The sequence below is a fragment of the Sphaerisporangium cinnabarinum genome (genome assembly GCF_055567015.1).
Genome location: NZ_JBVHRG010000008.1, coordinates 157,229 through 174,295 on the forward strand (window position 1 = coordinate 157,229; position 17,067 = coordinate 174,295).

Genomic DNA, 17,067 nt, shown 5'->3' on the forward strand with positions numbered 1-17,067 from the left:
AGTGGGGGCGCTGCGCCGTGCGCTCGCGCCGGGGTCGTGGCCGGGTACGGCTCACTCCCCGACCAACGACGCGCACCGGCCCGCGGTTCCGGCGGTCGTCCCGGCGGTCGTTCCGGTGGGCGGTCCCGGCGGCCCCGACACCGGGGCGTCGCCTGTCAGGACGTGAGGGCCAGGAACGCGCCGAGCTCCTCCAGACCGCGCGCCGACCGGGGCAGCGCCTCGGTGAGACCGGGCGAGCGCACGACGACCGCGCTCCACTGCGCACGCGACACCGCGACGTTGAGGCGGTTCCGCGAGAGCAGGAACCCGAGCCCGCGCGACGCCTCGTGCCCGGACGACGCCGCGAGCGTGAGGATGACGACCGGCGCCTCCTTGCCCTGGAACCGGTCGACCGTCCCGACCTCGACGTCCGGGTAGCCCGCGTCGCGGAGGGCGTCGCGCACCGCCCACACCTGCGCGTTGTACGGGGCGACGACGAGCACGTCGCCCTGCCCCAGCGGACGCTCGTGCGCGACGCCGTCGACCGTCGTGGTCCAGGACCGGCCGAGGACGTCCGCGACCTGGCGCACGACCTCGGCGGCCTCTTCCGTGGAGCGCACGGTGCTGCCCGCGTGCTCCACGAGCACCTGCCGCACGCCGGGGGCGACGCCGTCGAGGCGGCGGGCCGCGGCGCTCGGGTGCGCCCGCAGCCGGTCCTCGTAGGAGAGCGTCGAGACCGCGGCGGCGAGGTCCGGGTGCATGCGCCACGTGGTGGCGAGGAAGTAGCCGCGCTCGGGCGGCAGGACCCCGTGGCCGTCGGCGAGCCAGGCGAGGGCCGAGCGGTCGACCGGCTCGGGGTGGCGGCCCTGGCTGACCTGCGGGAGCTGCTGCGGGTCGCCGAGCAGCAGCAGCCGGCGGGCCGACCGCGCGACCGCGACCGTGCTCGCGAGCGAGAACTGGCCCGCCTCGTCGACGACGAGCAGGTCGAGCGTGCCCGCGGGCAGCCGTTCGGCGGAGAAGTCCCACGCGGTGCCCCCGACGACGCGCGGACCCGGCTCGGTCGCGAACGCGGCGAGGTGGGCGCCGTCGAGCTCGGCGTACACGGCGCGCGACGACGGACCGTCCGCCGCGAGCTTCTTCGCGACGAGCTCGCGCGGCACGCCTGCGCCGAGCACGACCGCGCGCAGCAGGTTCTCGACCACGGCGTGGGACTGCGCCACGACCCCGACGCGCCACCCCTGCGCGACGAGCCGTGCCACGACCCGCGCCCCGACGTACGTCTTGCCCGTCCCGGGCGGTCCCTGCACCGCGAGGTACGAGCCGTCGAGGCGCTCGACGGCGGCCGTCACCGCGTCGACGACGTCCTCCTCGGCCGGAGGCAGCGCACCGACCGCCGCTCTGTCGGCGTCGACGCCGTCGGCTGCGCGGGCTGCGGCGCCGTCGGCTGCGTGGGCCGCGGCGGGCGGCACGAGGCGGGGCGGGCGCCGCAGGAGCACGTCGGTCGCGGCGTCCTGCGGGAGCGAGCCCGTGGCCCGCCACGTGGCGAGGGCGCGGCGCGCGGCCTCCTCGGTCGCGGCCTCGAGCGGCTTCGTGCCGGGCCCGGGCGACGGGGTGAGCGCGACCGGGGTCGCGTCGAACGGCTCCGCGCTCGTCGGGAGCTGCTCGCGCACGACGAGCACGTCGCGCTCGCCCGCCGGCGTCGCGCGGCGCCCGACGTCGAGGATCGCGCCGCCGCCGAGCCAGCCCCGCACGCCGTCGACCGTCGTCCGGGCGCACGGCGGCAAGGGAGGGTCGTAGAGCACGAACGGGGCGACGCCCACGCGCAGGTCGCTGCCCTCGGGCAGCCGCCCGACGAGCTCGAGGCGCCGGGACCACGTGCGCCGGCCCGGCTCGACCTCCCACCCCGAGACGACCTCCGCCTGCTCGACGAGGAACGCGTTCCGCCGCCCCAGCCACTCGTCCGGCGGGAGCGCGAGCCGAGAGTAGTGCTCGTGCCAGAACGGCTTGGCCTCGCGCCGGTGGTAGCCGGCCGCCGCCCCGTACATCGCGAGCGCCTGCTCGTCCGCCGTGCGCCGCGCGCGGTCCTCGCCGACGGCCTGCCGGATCTCCTCCTCCAGCAGCACCGCGGACGACCGCTCCCGCTCGCCCGCGCCGGGCGCGGCAGCCGCGCCGGTGGTGGCAGCCGCGACGCTCGCGGCCGCCGTATCGGTCGTCGCGGCCGCGGAGCCGGTGTCTCGCTCCGCTGCCCCGGCCACCGCCGCGGCCGCCTCGCGCAGCCACGCGGCGAGGCGCAGCGTCGACACGCAGTCGTACCGGTTGTAGTCCGCGATCCCCTGGAGGAGCTCGGCCGCCTCCTCGCTGCGGCCTGCGTCGCGCAGGGCGGTGTACTCGGCGTACGCGACGACGGACGCGGCGCCCGTGGTCACGTCGCCGGTGCGCAGCTCGTCGCCCATGTAGAGCGGCTCGAGCTTCTTGATGGACCGCGAGCGGTCGGACACGTGCAGCGCCTGCCGCACGACGGCGTACAGGTCGACGAGGACGCCGTCGCGCAGGAGGTCGTCGACCTCCTCCTCGTAGACGCCGTGCCGCGCGGCGATCGCGAGCAGGTGCGCGCGCTCGTAGTCGGCGTAGTGGTAGACGTGCAGGTCGGGGTGGACGCGGCGGCGCGCGTTGACGTGGTCGACGAACGCGACGAGCGCGTCACGCTCCGCCGCGAGGTCGTGCGCCCACAGGGCGTGGAACGGCGGCCGGTCCTCGGGCGTCGCCGGGCGCTCGACCCACCCGAACAGGTAGTCGATCCCCCAGCTCGTGCCGCCCGCGTCCGTCCACAGCGGGTCCCCCTCGAAGTCGAAGAAGAGGTCGCCGGGGCTCGGCTCCGGCAGGGCGAGCACCGGCGCCGGGTCGTCGATGCGCCACGACAGCTCGTGCGGCCCGGACGCGTCGGCCCACACGACCGTGCCGTCGGACGGGCCGGTGCCGAGCTGGAGCGCGGCCTGCCGCCGCACGCGCGCGAAGCTCGACCGGCTCATCCCCGCCGGGACCGGCGTCTCGTCGGTCGCGGCGGCGAGCTCGTCGATCGTGAGGATCCCCGCCGCGTGCAGGGCCGCGCGCTGCGACTCGTACACGCCGCCCACGAGGAGCACGTCCCGGCGCGCCTCCACCTGGGCACGGCAGTCGGCGCAGCGCCCGCACGCGCGGACCGCCGGGTCGTCCCACGGGGCGCGGCCCTCGCGCGCGACGTGCTCGGCCGTGAGCCGCACGAGCCGCTCGCGCCGGTCCCGGTAGACGGGCAGCAGGTCGGCCAGGCGGTGCGACGTGCGCTCGCGCGTGCCGAGCACGAGCGAGACCTCCGGGTCCACCGGGACGCCCGCGCCGACGAGCTGGTCGGCGTACGCGGCGAGCTGGAGCAGCGCGGGGACCTTCGCGCGGCGCGCGAGCTTGGCGTCCACGACGGCGTAGCGCGCAGCGCCCGCGTCGTCCGTGCCCGTGCGCACGAGGAAGTCGGCCCGCCCGTGGAACGCGCCGTCGAAGAAGGCGGCCTGGTGCACGACGTCCGCCCCCGCCTCGACCGCGGCGAGCGTGCGCGCCTGGGCGGCGACGAGCTCGTCCCACGACGTGCCGCGCGGCGGCTCGACGTGCACGACGCCGCGGCCCGTCGTCGGGTCGAACGGGCCGTGCTCGGCCTCGTAGCCCGCGAGCACCTCGCGCTCGTGCCGGGCGCCGAGCTCGGCGGTGCGGGCGAGCATCACGTCCTCGCCCGCGTCGCGGCGGGGTGCGCGCCCGAGCTGCTCGTCGAGCCGGACCAGGAGCCGGTACTCGCAGTCGGCGGCCACGACGAGGTCGCTCGCCGACAGCACGAGCGCCTGCTCGCGGGGTGGGGCCACGCGGGCACCGGGCCGGTCGGCCACGGTCGCGGCCCGCAGCACCGGCTCGTCGACGAGGAACACGCACACCTCCGGTTCGGACGGCCGCCGACGGCCGTCGCCGCCGACCGTCCGTCGGTCTGCGTCCGTTCTACCAGCGGCCACCCACGCGTCCGCGCCGCCCCTGGGCCTGCCCGTGCCCGGGATGGGGCGATTCGTGCCGACGGGCAGGGCTCCCCTACTGTTCCCGTCGGACGTCCCGCCCGGACGTCGTCGTCGGACGTCGCCGCGGCACGTCCACGCCGGACCGGGAGCCCCGCGGCTCCCGGCGTCCCGCCCCCGCGCGGCGGGCGCCACCGAAGGAGGACCCATGGCCGTACGCTTCGTGCCGCCGCCGGGGTGGCCCGTGCCCGAGGGCTTCACCCCGACGACCGAGTGGCACCCGGACCCGTCCTGGCCGCCGCCCCCGCCCGGGTGGGTGTTCTGGGCGGACGACGCCGCCCCGGCCCCCGGGCCCGTGCCGCCCCCGGAGGCGCCCGTCCTGCGCACCACCGAGCCGCTGCCCGCCGGGGCCGGCACGCCGACCCGCCGGTCGCTGCGCGCCCGCTCGTCGGGCGCCACCCCGGTGGTCGGCCCCGACGCCGGCGCGACGCGCGTCGCGGCCGCCGTCCCGGCACGCCCGCCGGTCCCGGGCGCCGTGGACGACCACCCCGTGGCGAGCTCGACGATGATCCTCCCCGCGCTCGGCGGGATGCTCGACGGCCCGGCCGCGCGTCCGACGTCGTCCGGCCCTGTCCCGGCCGCGCGCCCGACGCCTGTCCCGGTCGGCCGCGCGACGCCCGTCGCCACGGCAGCCGCGGCTCCGGCGGTCGCCGCCCGGGCCGGGCGCTCCGGCGTCGTCCCCGTGGGGCCGCTCGCCCTGCCCGCGGCCGACGACGACGGCGACCACGCGCCGGACCGGGGGCGGCGGTGGGTCGTCCCGACGGCGGTCGGTCTCGCGGGCGTCGCGGTCGGGCTGCTCGTGGGCATCGGCCTCACGCTCTCGGCGCAGGGCGAGGCGCAGCGCGAGCAGGCCGAGGCGCAGCGCGTGCAGAGCGAGGTCGCGGCGGAGCGCGAGCAGCTCGAGTCCGAGCGGGCCGACCTCGAGTCGCAGCGCGCCGAGCTCGACGCCGCGACGGCCCAGCTCACGGAGCGCGAGGAGGCCGTGGCGAAGGCCGAGGAGGACGCGTCGAAGCGCTCGCAGGAGCTCGACGACCGTCAGAAGGAGCAGGACGAGCGCGAGCAGGAGGACCGTCCGGGAAACGGTCCCGGGAACGGTCCCGGGAACGGCGGCGGGAACGGGAACGACGGCGGCGACGGGGACGGCGGCGGGGGCGGCTGGGACTGGGGCGGCTGGGGCTGGTGACCCGGCGGTCTCCACGAACGCCTCACGGACACGTCACCGCTTCCGGTCGCGGAACACACGTCCCTCACCGACAGTGGGAGGCGTGCTGACGCGATCTTCCTCCCCCACCCCCGACAGCGAGACCCCGATCTACGACGCCCTCGTGGTCGAGCACGAGAACATGCTGCCGCTCGTGCACCTCGGCCGGGCGCTCAGCGGGGAGATGGTCACGGTCGCCCGGCCCACGGGGCTCTCGCCCCGTCTCGCGCCGGCGCACGGCGCTCCCGCGCTCCCGCGCCGCCGCCGCGCCGGCTGAGCGCCGGATCGACCCGACCGCCCCCGGTCGACCCACGGAGGGCCGACCTCGGACGCCCGGGCCGATCTCGCGTCCCGCGCCGGGACGATGCCGCCTACAGCACGTGGGCGAGGAACGACCGCGTGCGCTCGTGCTGCGGGTCCCCGAGCACCTGCTCCGGGGTCCCCTGCTCGACGATGACGCCCTCGTCCATGAAGACGACGGTGTCGGCGACCTCGCGCGCGAACCCGATCTCGTGCGTCACGACCATCATCGTCATGCCGGACCGCGCGAGGTCGCGCATGACGGCCAGCACCTCGCCGACGAGCTCGGGGTCGAGGGCCGACGTCGGCTCGTCGAACAGCATGAGCTCGGGATCCATGGCGAGCGCCCGCGCGATGGCCACGCGCTGCTGCTGGCCGCCGGAGAGCTGCGCCGGGTAGTGGTCGGCGCGGTCCGCGAGCCCCACGCGGTCCAGGAGCTCCGACGCGCGCGCCCGCGCCTGCGCCTTGCTCAGCCCGCGCACCTGGACGGGCGCCTCCGCGACGTTCTCGAGCGCCGTCATGTGCGGGAACAGGTTGAACCGCTGGAACACCATGCCGATGCGCGAACGCTGCCGCGCCACGACCTTCGGGTGCAGGCGGTGCAGGCGCGTGCGGCCGTCCTTGGTGACCTCGCGGTAGCCCATGAGCTCGCCGTCGACCCGGACGCGGCCGCCCGTGATCTCCTCGAGCTCGTTGACGCAGCGCAGCAGCGTCGACTTGCCCGATCCCGACGGCCCGAGCACGACGCACACCGAGCCCCGCGGGACCTCGAGGTCCACGCCCTTGAGGACGTGCAGGTCGCCGAACATCTTGTGCAGGCCCTCGACCTGCACCATCGGCGTGGCGTCCGTGGTCGTCGTGCCCGACGGCGTGCCGTGCGTCCCGCTCACGGGGTCACCTCCAGGAAGGGGTCGTCCTTGGTCGTGCCGGACGCGGCGATGAGGTCCTGCCGGCTCGGCTTCCGCCCGCGGCCGCCCGGGCCGCGCCCGCGGCGCCGGGTCGGGGTCTGGGTGCCGAACCCGCGGCCGTAGTACCGCTCGACGTAGTGCTGGCCGACCATGAGGACGCTCGTGATGAGCAGGTACCAGATGGCGGCGACCATGAGCAGCGGGATCGGCAGGAACAGGCGGTTGCCGATCGCGTTCGTCGAGTACTGCAGGTCGAGCGTGAACGGCACCGCGAGGACGAGCGACGTCGTCTTGAGCATGGAGATCGTCTCGTTCCCCGTGGGCGGCACGATGACGCGCATGGCCTGCGGCAGCACGATGCGCGTGAGGATCTTGCCGTCCTTCATGCCGAGCGCCTTCGCGGCCTCGGTCTGGCCCGGGTCGACCGACCCCAGGCCAGCGCGCACGATCTCCGCGAGGTACGCCGCCTCGTTGAGCGAGAGCCCGATGAGCGCGCACACGAACGCGGTGAACAGGTCCGCCGTGCGGAACTCGAAGAACTCCGGCCCGAACGGGATGCCGAGGCTCAGGCGCGGGTAGAGCACCGAGATGAGGCCCCAGAACACGAGCTGCGTGTAGATCGGGGTGCCGCGGAAGAACCAGATGTAGCCCCAGCTCACCGACCGCATGACGGGGTTGTCCGAGCGCCGCATGATCGCGAGGAGCACGGCGAGGACGATCGCGATGAGCATCGAGCCGAAGGTCAGCACGAGCGTCCAGCCGACGCCGCGCACGACCGTCACGTCGCGGAAGTACAGCCAGACGACGTCCCACCGGAACTTCTCGTTCGTCAGCAGGGCGTTGGCCGCCATCGCGGCGAGCACGAGCAGCAGGGCGGCGGAGACCCATCGGCCGGGCCGGGGGACGGGGACGGCGTGGATGCGGTCGGGGACCGGGTCGTCGCCCGGTCCGGCGGCGGCGCCGCGGGGGGAGCTACCGGTCGTCATGGTGCACCTCGGGGGGTCGGGGCTCGGGGGGCGAGCCGGGCCGCACGGTCGTCGTCGTCCGCGCGGTCGTTCCCGCCCGCCGGCCGCGGGCGCCGGGTGGGCGCCCGCGGGACGGCGGGACGGACGGGGCTGGCGAGAGGGTCGTCAGCCGACGGACGGGTTGAGCTCGGCGGTCTCCAGGGCCGCGTCGCCGCTGCCCCACGCCCCGAGGATCTCCTCGAGCTGGCCGCTGTCCATGAGGGACTGCAGCGCCGCCTGGATCGCGGCGGCGAGCTCGGTGTCGTCCTTCGCGACGACGACGCCCTGCGGCGCGCTGTCGAACACGTCGCCGAGCTGCTCGAGCTGGCCGCCCGTCTGCTCGACGGCGTAGCCGATGACCGGCGAGTCGGCGTACAGGACCTGCGCCTTGCCGCCCGCGACGTTCGTCGTGGCGTCGGACTGCGAGTCGTACTGGAGGATGTCGATCTTCTCCTCGCCGGCGTCGGTGCAAGCCTGGCTCTGGACGGCGATGTCCTCGTCCTGGACCGTGCCCGTCTGCACGGCGACGGTCACCCCGCACAGGCTCTCGGGGTCGATGTCGTCCGGGTTGCCCGACGCGACCGCGTAGGCGGAGCCCGCGTTGAGGAAGGCGATCATGTTCGCCTCCTGCATGCGCTCCTCGGTGATGGTGAACGAGGAGATGCCCGCGTCGTACTTGGTGCCGAGCGCGGGGATGATCGCGGGGAAGTCGGCCGACTGGACCTCGACGTCGAGCCCGAGCGTCGCGCCGACCGCCTTGATGACGTCGATGTCGAACCCGATCGGGGTCTTGCCGTCGGCGTCGATGAACTCGGCGGGCGCGTACTCGGTGTTCGAGCCGACGACGAGCGTCCCCGCGGAGGCGACGTCCTCGGGCAGGAGCGCGGCGGCCGCGTCGTCGACCTCGATCGTCGACGGGTCGAACGACGGCGCCGCCGACGTCTCGTCACCGGAACCCGAGGCGCTGCCGTCCGTCCCGGTCTGGGACGCGTCGGTGCACGCGGCGAGCAGGAGGGTGCTCGTCGCGGCGAGCGCGACGAGACCGGTGAGGGGGAGCTTCCGCGAGGTCGTACGCATGGTGTCTCCGATCGGTGTGGGGCCGGGCAGGGGCAGCGTAGACACCGATCGTCTCCGTCGTGTTACGTCAGCACCCGGCCCGTGAGGGCAGAGGAACGTACGGGGAACAGAGGACCCGGCGGTGCGCGGCACCTGCGCACGAGTGTGGGGCCGTTCGGCCCCGCTCACCAAACCGGCGGGGACATCGACGCCGAACCGTGACGAACCGCACCCGCCCGCCGCGTCGCCCGGCGCGCGGTCGCGCGACGGCGCGGGCCGGCGTCGGCTACGTGTCGCGCTCGACGGGCGCCTCGTCCTCGCGGTGGTCGTCCTCGTCCCCCGGCGGGTAGTCCGCACGCTCGGGCTGGGCGCGCAGCCGCAGGATCGCGACGAGCAGCCCGCCCCACACGACGACGATGGCGAGCACGAGCAGGATCACGGCCGAGGTGGTCATCGGGTCTCCTCCCCGTCGGGACCGGTCGTGGTCGTCGTACGGCCGGCGCGGTTGCTGCCTGCCGTCGCACGGCCCGTCGTCCCGCGGCCCGACGGCGCACGTCCCGGGCCCGCCACGGCGTCACCCGGCGGGTACGGCGGCCAGGGGACGAAGTCGTCGGGGCTGCGGCGCCAGCGCAGCGCGGTGAGCACCAGCGCGGCGAGCACCATGAACGCGATCGCGCCCCACCCGACGAGCGCGAGGTACCAGGCGGGGTACCCCTCGTAGCCGTCGACGACGAGCGTGACGATCCGCGACACGAGCATGTAGCCCAGTACGAGCGGGGCCAGGACCGCGACGAGCACCTGCCACCAGGGACCGAGGCGGAACGTCGAGACGGCGTTGAGGTGGTAGCGCAGCTCGGGCCCGCGCCGCAGCACCCACAGCAGGAGCACGGACATGAGCACGGCCGACCCCACGATGCCGACGTTGTTGGCCCACTGGTCGGCGGTGTCGAGGGCGACGAGCCCGGTCGTGGTCGAGAAGAGCAGCACGGAGATGATCGCGCTCACGACGCCGAGGCGCACGGACGCCTGGCGCGGCGTCCAGCCGAACTTCTCCTGGAACGCCGCGGACACGACCTGGAGGATCGACAGGAGCGACGTGAACCCCGCCATGGCGAGGGACCCGAAGAACAGCGCGCCGAAGATCGGCCCGCCCGGCATCTGCGACACGATCGCGGGGAACGTGACGAACGAGAGGATCGGCCCGCTGATGCCCTCGAGCTCCCCCACGCCGACCCCCTGCTCGTGCGCGAGGAACCCGAGCGTCGCGAAGACGCCGATGCCGGCGAGGATCTCGAACGAGGAGTTGGAGAACGCGACGACGAGCCCCGGGGTCGTGAGGTTGGACCGGCGTCGACGGTAGGACGCGTACGTGACCATGATCCCGAACGCGATCGACAGCGAGAAGAAGATCTGGCTGTACGCGGCGATCCACACGTTGGGGTCGCCGAGCGCCGCCCAGTCCGGGGTGAACAGCGCGTTCAGCCCGTCCGCCGCGCCCTCGAGGAACAGCGAGCGCACCACGAGCACCGCGAACGCCACGACGAGCAGCGGCAGGAACACCGTGTTCGCGCGCTGCACGCCCTTCGCGACGCCGAGCGCGAGGACGACGATCGTCACGACCCAGACCGCGACCAGCGGCACGAGCACCGCCGGCACGAACTCGAGGCTGGCCCCCGGGTCGGCGAGCCGCAGGTAGTCGCCCGTGAAGAACGCGGCCGGGTCGTCGCCCCACCGCAGGTCGAACGAGAACACGAAGAAGCTCACGGCCCACGCGATGACCGCGGTGTAGTAGAGCGCGATGACGAAGCAGATCATCACCTGGAACCAGCCCAGGCCCTCGAGCCACCGCGCGATCCGCCGGAACGCCGTCGGGGCGGAGCCGCGGAAGCGGTGCCCGACCGCGTAGTCGAGGAACAGGATGGGGATGCCCGCGGTGAGCAGGGCGACGAGGTACGGCACGAGGAACGCCCCGCCCCCGTTCTCGTACGCCACGCCGGGGAACCGCCAGATGTTCCCCAGCCCGACCGCCGAGCCGATGGCCGCGATGATGAAGCCGACCTGCCCGGTCCACTCCTCGCGCGGCTTCTGCGTCGCGGGCTCCCCGCCCGCCGTGCCGGTCGCTGCCACAGTTCTCCTCGGTACCTCTGTCGTGCCGTGCCCGCGCGGGCGCCGCGCGGGTCGGCGCGGCGGCGAGCCTCTCGGTGCTCGGACGACCGTAACGAGCGGTCGGGCACCGTGCGAGCCGGGGCGCGGCGCTCAGCCCGCGAGCAGACGCTCGACGTACCCGCCGAGGAAGCGGCCCTCCGGGTCGTACCGCTGCGCGAGCGCGCCGAAGTCGTCGGCGCGCGGGTAGAGCACCGCGACCGAGCCCGGGTCGTGGACGAGCGCGTGCGAGAGCTTGCCCCAGTGCGGGCGCGCGCCGAGCGGGAGGAGCGCGGCCTCGACGTCGGGCAGGACGCGCGCGACGTCGTCGGGCAGGGGCTTCCACGTGAGGTGCACGCCGACGGCCGGGCCGTCGAACGGGCTGAGCCACAGCGGCTCGGGGTCGGGCGCGACCGTGCGGATCTCCCCCACCTGGAGCAGCGGGGTGACGCGCGGGCCGAGGTCGCGCATCGCGGCGAACGCCTCCTGGGCCCGGCCGCGCGGCACGAGGTACTCCGACTGCAGCTCGGCGCCGTTGCTCGGCGTGAAGTCGAGCCGGAAGTGCGGCAGCCGCTCGTTCCAGGGGCCGGGCTCCCCGAGCTGGGGCGTGCAGTGCACGGGGTCGATGCCGGGCAGGGGGTGCAGCATCGTCGTCGCGGGCGTCGCCCCGAAGAAGTCCGTCCGCGTCACGCCTCGCTCCCCCGGCGCGAGGCGGGACTTGCGCCAGACCTGCTGGACGCCGTCGGGCCCCCAGTCCGTGAAGAGGCTCACCGAGTACGCCGACGCGGTGATCTCGTCGTAGTGCGCCGTCACCGCGTCCCACGGCAGCCCGACGTGCACGTCCTGACGGACGTCGAACGTCGGGACCGTCTCCAGCTCGACGCGCGTCACGACGCCCAGCGCCCCCAGCGCGACGACCGCGCCGGGAAGGTCCGCGTCACCGCGCCGCAGCGTCCGGCGCTCGCCGTCGCCCGTGACGAGCTCCAGCCCGACGACGGCGCTCGCCAGCGAGCCGACCGCGTCGCCCGAGCCGTGGGTCGCCGTCGCGACCGACCCCGCGACCGAGATGTGCGGGAGCGACGCGAGGTTCGCGAGCGCCCGGCCCGCCGCCTGGACGTGCCGCGTCACGTCGCCGTACCGCAGTCCCGCCGCGACCGACACCACGCCCGATGCCGGGTCGATCTCCACGGGGGCGCGGCCGTCGTCGTACCGGTCGAGGACGACGTGCGTGCCCGTCGTGTCCGCGACGTCCCCGAACGAGTGCCGCGACCCCAGGGCCTTGACCCGCGCCGACCGCCGCACGACGTCGGCGAGCTCCTCCGGGTGCGCGGGGTGCGCGACCCCGGCGGACGCGTAGGTGAGGTTCCCGGCCCAGTTGGCGAGACGCGGAGCGTCGGTGTTCGTCACGCCCCCACCCTGCCACCCCTTCGCCCGACCACCCCGGCTCCACCCCCACCCACCCCGTCGAGCACGGGGTGGCCCTGCCGGTCCGGTCGCCGATCCCGTGCCCGGCAGGGCCAGGACCGGGGGTGACCCGGGGGGTGTCCCCCTTCGGGGACGGGGGTGGGCCGGGGTCCGCGGAGCCCGGCGGAACGGTGGGATCGAGGCATGACGACGAGCGCACGACCTCGGCCCGCGACGGCGCGGTCCCGGCACCTGTCCCCCGTCCTGGTCCGGGACGCCCCCGACGACGCGGCGCAGCCCGTGCGCGGCGGGCTCACGGCGTTCTGGGCGCTCACGTTCGGGCTGTCCTGGGCCCCGTGGGGCGCCGCGTGGCTGCTCGGTGGCGACGTGACCGAAACGCTCGTCTTCGCGCTCTACGCGTTCGGTGGCTTCGGGCCGACGCTCGCGGCGATCGTCCTCGCCGGGACCGGTCGCCGCAGCCCGCGCGCCGCACGCTGGGGCGCCGCCGGGCGCTGGTTCCCGGCCGCCGTCGGGCTCGGTGCCGCGCCCGCGGTCGTCGCCGCGCTCGTCGTCCCGTCCCTCGGCGGCCCGACGGCGGACCTGTCGGCCGGTGCGGCGGCCGTCGTCGCGGCCGGCGGCCCGCTCCTGTTCAGCCTCGTCTCGCTGTGCGCGGGGCCGCTGTCGGAGGAGCTCGGGTGGCGCGGCTACGCGCAACCGCGCCTGCGCCGTCAGCTCTCGCCGCTCGCGACCTCCGCCGTGCTCGGCGCCGTGTGGGCGGTGTGGCACCTGCCGCTCTTCGCGCTCACGGGCACCTGGCAGTCGTCGCTCGGGCTCGCGAGCGTCGAGGCAGCGCTGTTCCTGCTCGCGATGATCCCGCTCTCGAGCGCGTACTGGCTGGTCAGCGAGCGCTTGCGCGGCGGGGTCCCGGCGGCCGTCGTGCTGCACCTCGTCGGCAACACCGCCCTGACCTTCCTCGCCGTCACGTCACCGGTCGCGATGGCGGTCTACGTCGGGGTGATCGTGCTGACGGCCGTGCTCGTGCACCTCGTCACGCGCCCGGGCGTGCCCCGGCACTGATCCTGGGCGCCGCAGCACCTCGCCCCCAGTGCACGCGGACCGCGTCCGCCTGGAAGGCGAGCGCCGCCTCCTCCGCGGACGACGGCGCGCGGCGCCACTGCGGCTCGACGACGACGTCGCGCGTCCCGACGACCCAGCGCCACCGCCCGACGACGACGCCGTCGACCGCGACGGCGTGGATGAAGGACCCGAGCCGGTCGCCGAGGTCGACGCCGTCGGCCACGACGACCCCGCGCGTCTCGCCGGAGGACACGAACAGCTCGTCGTAGCTCTGCAGCAGGTCGACGACCGGTCGGGACGGGTCGCCGTCGGGCGCGAGCGCACCGACGAACGGCGCGGGGTCGAGCACGCGCTCCCCGGGGTCGGCGAGCCGCCAGAGCGTCAGCCCTTCGAGAGCCCCCGCCCCGGGCACCGCCACGACCTCGCCGTCGAGGAGGTCGAGCGCGCGCCGCACGTCGGTGAGCGTGAAGCCCGACCACTGCGCGACGTCCTTGACCGTCGCGTACGCGCGGCTCGCGAGGTAGCGGCGCAGCAGCTCGACGAGCGCGGCGTCCCGGTCGAACCGCTCGCCGAGCGGCCCGTAGCCGGGCGGGACGCGGTCGTCGAACGCGGCGTACGTCTGCTGCTTGCCGTCGAGGGGTCCGCTGACCAGCAGCCGGTCGAGCTCGGCGCGCATGAGCACGTAGCCGAGCGCGATGCCCTCCAGCGGGCGGCCGTGGGCGGCGAGCAGCGCGGCCAGCTCGCGGCGCGTGCGGGGGCGCTCCTGCACGGCCGCGACGACGAGGTCGGTCTCCGGCCCGTGCCCCGCGGTCCCCACCTGCCGGTACAGCGTCCCGTTCGCCTGGTGCACGCGGGGCGCGCTGAGCTCGAGGAGCCAGCGCGCGTCGTCGGGCCGGACGAGGTGCCACGTGGGCCGCAGCACGTGCGTGCGCAGCACCTCACCGCGGTCGCACGCGGCGACCGCCCCTGCCGCGCCCGGCCGCGCGTCCGGCCGCAGCCGCCGCGTGAGGCCCCACAGCGCGGGGTGGAACTCCTGGCCCTGCACCGCGACGAGATGCCCGACGGCGGTCGGCACGTCGGGCAGGTCGGGCGCGCGGAGCCGGTGCGCGGCGAGGCGCGCCGCGAGGACGCGACGTCCGTCGACGGCCTTGGCGCTCATGGCACCCACCCCGCTCCGGTCACGCCGGTCACCCGGCCCGGGTCACGAGGCCACCAGGTCCGCGGCGGCGACGTCGGTCCCCGTCACGGCCACGCGCACGCCCCCCTCGACCGCGGACACCGAGTCGAGCGCGACGCCGTCGGGCAGGTCGAGCGGGACGCGCAGGTCGGACAGCGCGCCCGAGAGCCCGGACGGCAGGTCGTCGACCGAGACCGTGCCGAGGCCGGTGCGGACCGCGACGACGTCGACCGCGAGCTCGGCCGGGCCGGACACGCGCGGCGTCACGTCGACCGTGATCGTGGTGCCCAGGACCTCGAAGCCCAGGGACAGCACGCCGCTGGTCGCCGCGACGTCGACGTCGAGACCGCTCTGCTCGGCGACGACCTGCTGCAACGACTCCGCCGCGATGACGCCCGACGCCGTCCCGGACGCGATCCGGTACGGCTCCGACGTGCTCACACCGTCGGCCTCGACCTGGAGGTCGGAGATCGCGTAGCCGCCGAACGACGCGGAGTCCGCGGAGCCCGTGACGTGCGTCAGCGACCCGCGCACGAGCTGCGTGAGGAACGGGAAGCCGGTGATGTCGATCTGGGCGCCGGACACGTCGTCGGCCTGCTGCTCGAACGCCGTGACCGCACCGCGCTCGGCGGCCCCCACCGCCACCCGGTCCGCCACGACGGCGACCGCCACCAGCACCACGAGCGTCACGAGCAGGCCCACCAGTCGCTTCATGCGCCCACCCTAGGTCCGCCGACCACGACCTTGCCGTCGTACTGACGCTCGTGGCGCCGGCAAGATCGTGCTCGACGCGGGGTGTCGTCGTGCTCGGCCCGGACGTAGATTCCGAGCATGACCTCTCCTCGGCACCCCTTCCGCATCGGCGTCCAGCTCCAGCCGCAGCACGCCGACTACGCCCAGATCCGCGACGCCGTGCTGCGCGCGGAGGACCTGGGCGTCGACGTCATCTTCAACTGGGACCACTTCTTCCCGCTCACGGGCGACCCCGACGGCAAGCACTTCGAGTGCTGGACCATGCTCGGGGCGTGGGCCGAGCAGACCGAGCGCGTCGAGATCGGCGCCCTCGTCACGTGCAACAGCTACCGCAACCCGGACCTCCTCGCCGACATGGCGCGGACGGTCGACCACATCAGCGGCGGTCGTCTGATCCTCGGGATCGGCGCGGGCTGGTTCGAGAAGGACTACGACCGGTTCGGGTACGAGTTCGGCACCGCGGGCGGGCGCATCGCCGACCTCGCCGACGCGCTCCCGCGCATCAAGGCCCGCTGGGCGGCGTCGAACCCCGCGCCGACCCGGGACATCCCGGTGCTCGTCGGCGGAGGCGGGGAGCGCAAGACGCTGCGCGTCGTCGCGGAGCACGCGGACGTCTGGCACTCGTTCGGCGACGCGGAGACGCTCGCGCGCAAGAGCGGGATCCTCGACGAGCACGGCGAGGCCGTGGGACGCGACACCGCCGCGCTCGTCGAGCGGTCGGTCGCCGTGTCCCGGCCGCCGGCGGAGTCCGCGGACGCGCTCGTCGCCGCGGGCGCGACCCTGTTCACCGTCGGCACGAGCGGGCCGGACTACGACCTGTCGCTCGTGGGCGAGTGGGTCGCCTGGCGCGACGCCCAGGACTGACCCCGGCGGGCGCTGCCCCAGGCGCCGACGCCGACGCCGACGCCGGCCACGGTGCCGAGCACGGGGTTGCCGTCGTTCTGACGCCCAGGACGACAGCAACCCCGTGCTCGGCGGGGCGGTGCGGTCAGAACAGGGCTCGCGCCAGGTTCGACAGGGCCGCGTGGACCTCCGAGCGCAGGCCGTCGTCGGCCGCGACGACCGCCACGCCGACGCCGACCACGACGATCAGGAGCCCTGCGCGCCACCACCACGGCGACCGGTGCACCGTCCGCCCTCCCGTCGTTCTCGTCCCCCGCGGTCAGTACGACAGCGTGCGCCAGGGCGACGACTCGGTGTCGAGCAGCCGTCGGACGGCGCGCTTGAAGTCGGGCAGGTCCTGGTCGACCGGGGTGCGGTTGCCCGCGGACCAGAACGCGCGCCCCGCGAGGAACCCGTCGCCGAACTGCTCCCACGACGCGTACGCGGGGCGCGACATCGCGACGGCCTCCTCGATCGCGGCCCACGCCCGCTCCGGGGTGACGAACCCGGCGTCGACCGCGAGGCGGCTGACGTGCACGACCCGCGCCGCGTCCCACGCCGCGATCGACGGCGGCAGCGGGTCGGCCAGCTCGCCGTGCCCGCCCATCTGCGCCGACGCGCTCCAGCCCTGGTAGAACGCGACCGCACGCTCGGGGTCGAGGCACCGCGCCGTCGCCTCCTGCCGTGCCTGGGCGACGTGCTGGTCCGCCGCGCCCTTCGCGTCGCGACGGCTCAGACGGCCCGAGTACAGCTCCTCGACCTTCGGCATCGCGATCGCGTAGTAGCCCCGGTGCCCCTGGGTGAGGAGGAACTCGTACGTGCGCTCGACGTCGTCCGCGCCCCGCACGTCCCACCCGGCCGCGAGCGGCTTCGCGGCCGTGCGCGCGTCGGCCTCCACGGTCAGCGCGTTGATCGGCAGCACGCCCTCGACGGCGTAGACCGCACCGAGCGCGAGCCCGCGCTGCTGCGCCGGCGTGAGCGGCGGGGCGTCCTCCTTCGCGTAGAGGTCCGCCGTCGTCGAGAACATCTCCTTGAGCTTGTCGAACAGCCCCACCGGTCGCTCCTTCGTCCCGCCGCGCCCCGCGCGGACCCTCGCACC

The 17,067-nt window shown here is 75.4% G+C and carries 15 protein-coding genes; 4 read left to right on the forward strand and 11 right to left on the reverse strand.

What is annotated here, in order from left to right:
* Nucleotides 1–155: 155 nt before the first annotated feature.
* Entirely contained in the window at nucleotides 156–3,926 is a 3,771-nt protein-coding gene (locus tag ACZ4MO_RS13145) for a TM0106 family RecB-like putative nuclease (RefSeq protein ID WP_499279050.1), read from the reverse strand.
* Nucleotides 3,927–4,212: 286 nt separating this feature from the next.
* Between ACZ4MO_RS13145 and ACZ4MO_RS13150 the strand changes: the two genes are divergently transcribed.
* Together ACZ4MO_RS13150 and ACZ4MO_RS13155 are read left to right on the forward strand one after the other, a co-directional pair.
* On the forward strand, nucleotides 4,213–5,247 hold the full coding sequence (locus ACZ4MO_RS13150; RefSeq protein ID WP_499279052.1) for a hypothetical protein: 1,035 nt from the start codon (nucleotides 4,213–4,215) through the stop codon (nucleotides 5,245–5,247).
* Between the two features lie 82 nt (nucleotides 5,248–5,329).
* Nucleotides 5,330–5,542, forward strand: a complete 213-nt coding sequence (locus ACZ4MO_RS13155; protein ID WP_128082896.1) for a hypothetical protein — start codon at nucleotides 5,330–5,332, stop codon at nucleotides 5,540–5,542.
* 94 nt (nucleotides 5,543–5,636) lie between these two features.
* On the opposite strand, the gene ACZ4MO_RS13160 is transcribed toward ACZ4MO_RS13155, so the two are convergent.
* From ACZ4MO_RS13160 to ACZ4MO_RS13185, 6 genes are all read right to left on the reverse strand, one after another.
* On the reverse strand, nucleotides 5,637–6,401 hold the full coding sequence (locus ACZ4MO_RS13160) for an amino acid ABC transporter ATP-binding protein (protein ID WP_074804284.1): 765 nt from the start codon (nucleotides 6,399–6,401) through the stop codon (nucleotides 5,637–5,639).
* 50 nt (nucleotides 6,402–6,451) lie between these two features.
* On the reverse strand, nucleotides 6,452–7,459 hold the full coding sequence (locus tag ACZ4MO_RS13165; protein WP_175009720.1) for an ABC transporter permease subunit: 1,008 nt from the start codon (nucleotides 7,457–7,459) through the stop codon (nucleotides 6,452–6,454).
* A gap of 144 nt (nucleotides 7,460–7,603) precedes the next feature.
* Nucleotides 7,604–8,554: a transporter substrate-binding domain-containing protein gene (locus tag ACZ4MO_RS13170; protein ID WP_175009721.1), complete on the reverse strand. Its 951-nt coding sequence runs from the start codon at nucleotides 8,552–8,554 to the stop codon at nucleotides 7,604–7,606.
* 265 nt (nucleotides 8,555–8,819) lie between these two features.
* A complete protein-coding gene (locus ACZ4MO_RS13175) occupies nucleotides 8,820–8,987 on the reverse strand; it encodes a methionine/alanine import family NSS transporter small subunit (RefSeq protein ID WP_081600093.1) in 168 nt (55 codons plus the stop codon).
* Entirely contained in the window at nucleotides 8,984–10,660 is a 1,677-nt protein-coding gene (locus ACZ4MO_RS13180; protein ID WP_175009722.1) for a sodium-dependent transporter, read from the reverse strand. Before ACZ4MO_RS13180 ends, ACZ4MO_RS13175 begins: the two co-directional genes overlap by 4 nt.
* Nucleotides 10,661–10,789: 129 nt before the next feature.
* Nucleotides 10,790–12,082, reverse strand: a complete 1,293-nt coding sequence (locus tag ACZ4MO_RS13185; protein ID WP_175009723.1) for an FAD-binding protein — start codon at nucleotides 12,080–12,082, stop codon at nucleotides 10,790–10,792.
* Between the two features lie 201 nt (nucleotides 12,083–12,283).
* Between ACZ4MO_RS13185 and ACZ4MO_RS13190 the strand changes: the two genes are divergently transcribed.
* Nucleotides 12,284–13,156 (forward strand): CPBP family glutamic-type intramembrane protease, encoded by an 873-nt coding sequence (locus tag ACZ4MO_RS13190; protein WP_175009724.1) that lies wholly within the window; start codon nucleotides 12,284–12,286, stop codon nucleotides 13,154–13,156.
* Here ACZ4MO_RS13190 and ACZ4MO_RS13195 read toward each other — a convergent pair.
* Nucleotides 13,128–14,315 (reverse strand): DNA glycosylase AlkZ-like family protein, encoded by a 1,188-nt coding sequence (locus tag ACZ4MO_RS13195; RefSeq protein WP_175009725.1) that lies wholly within the window; start codon nucleotides 14,313–14,315, stop codon nucleotides 13,128–13,130. The genes ACZ4MO_RS13190 and ACZ4MO_RS13195 overlap by 29 nt on opposite strands.
* Nucleotides 14,316–14,357: 42 nt before the next feature.
* The gene (locus ACZ4MO_RS13200) at nucleotides 14,358–15,047 is read right to left on the reverse strand and encodes an LmeA family phospholipid-binding protein (protein ID WP_209829012.1); all 690 of its coding nucleotides are present in this window, start codon (nucleotides 15,045–15,047) and stop codon (nucleotides 14,358–14,360) included.
* Between the two features lie 117 nt (nucleotides 15,048–15,164).
* Here ACZ4MO_RS13200 and ACZ4MO_RS13205 point away from each other — a divergent pair, with 117 nt between their 5' ends.
* The gene (locus ACZ4MO_RS13205) at nucleotides 15,165–15,950 is read left to right on the forward strand and encodes an LLM class F420-dependent oxidoreductase (protein WP_175009727.1); all 786 of its coding nucleotides are present in this window, start codon (nucleotides 15,165–15,167) and stop codon (nucleotides 15,948–15,950) included.
* 124 nt (nucleotides 15,951–16,074) lie between these two features.
* Here ACZ4MO_RS13205 and ACZ4MO_RS13210 read toward each other — a convergent pair whose 3' ends face one another.
* Both ACZ4MO_RS13210 and ACZ4MO_RS13215 read right to left on the reverse strand, forming a co-directional pair.
* Nucleotides 16,075–16,215, reverse strand: coding sequence for a hypothetical protein (locus tag ACZ4MO_RS13210; RefSeq protein ID WP_186810483.1), 141 nt, complete (start codon nucleotides 16,213–16,215; stop codon nucleotides 16,075–16,077).
* Between the two features lie 33 nt (nucleotides 16,216–16,248).
* On the reverse strand, nucleotides 16,249–17,022 hold the full coding sequence (locus ACZ4MO_RS13215) for a DUF1266 domain-containing protein (RefSeq protein WP_175009728.1): 774 nt from the start codon (nucleotides 17,020–17,022) through the stop codon (nucleotides 16,249–16,251).
* Nucleotides 17,023–17,067 lie beyond the last annotated feature (45 nt).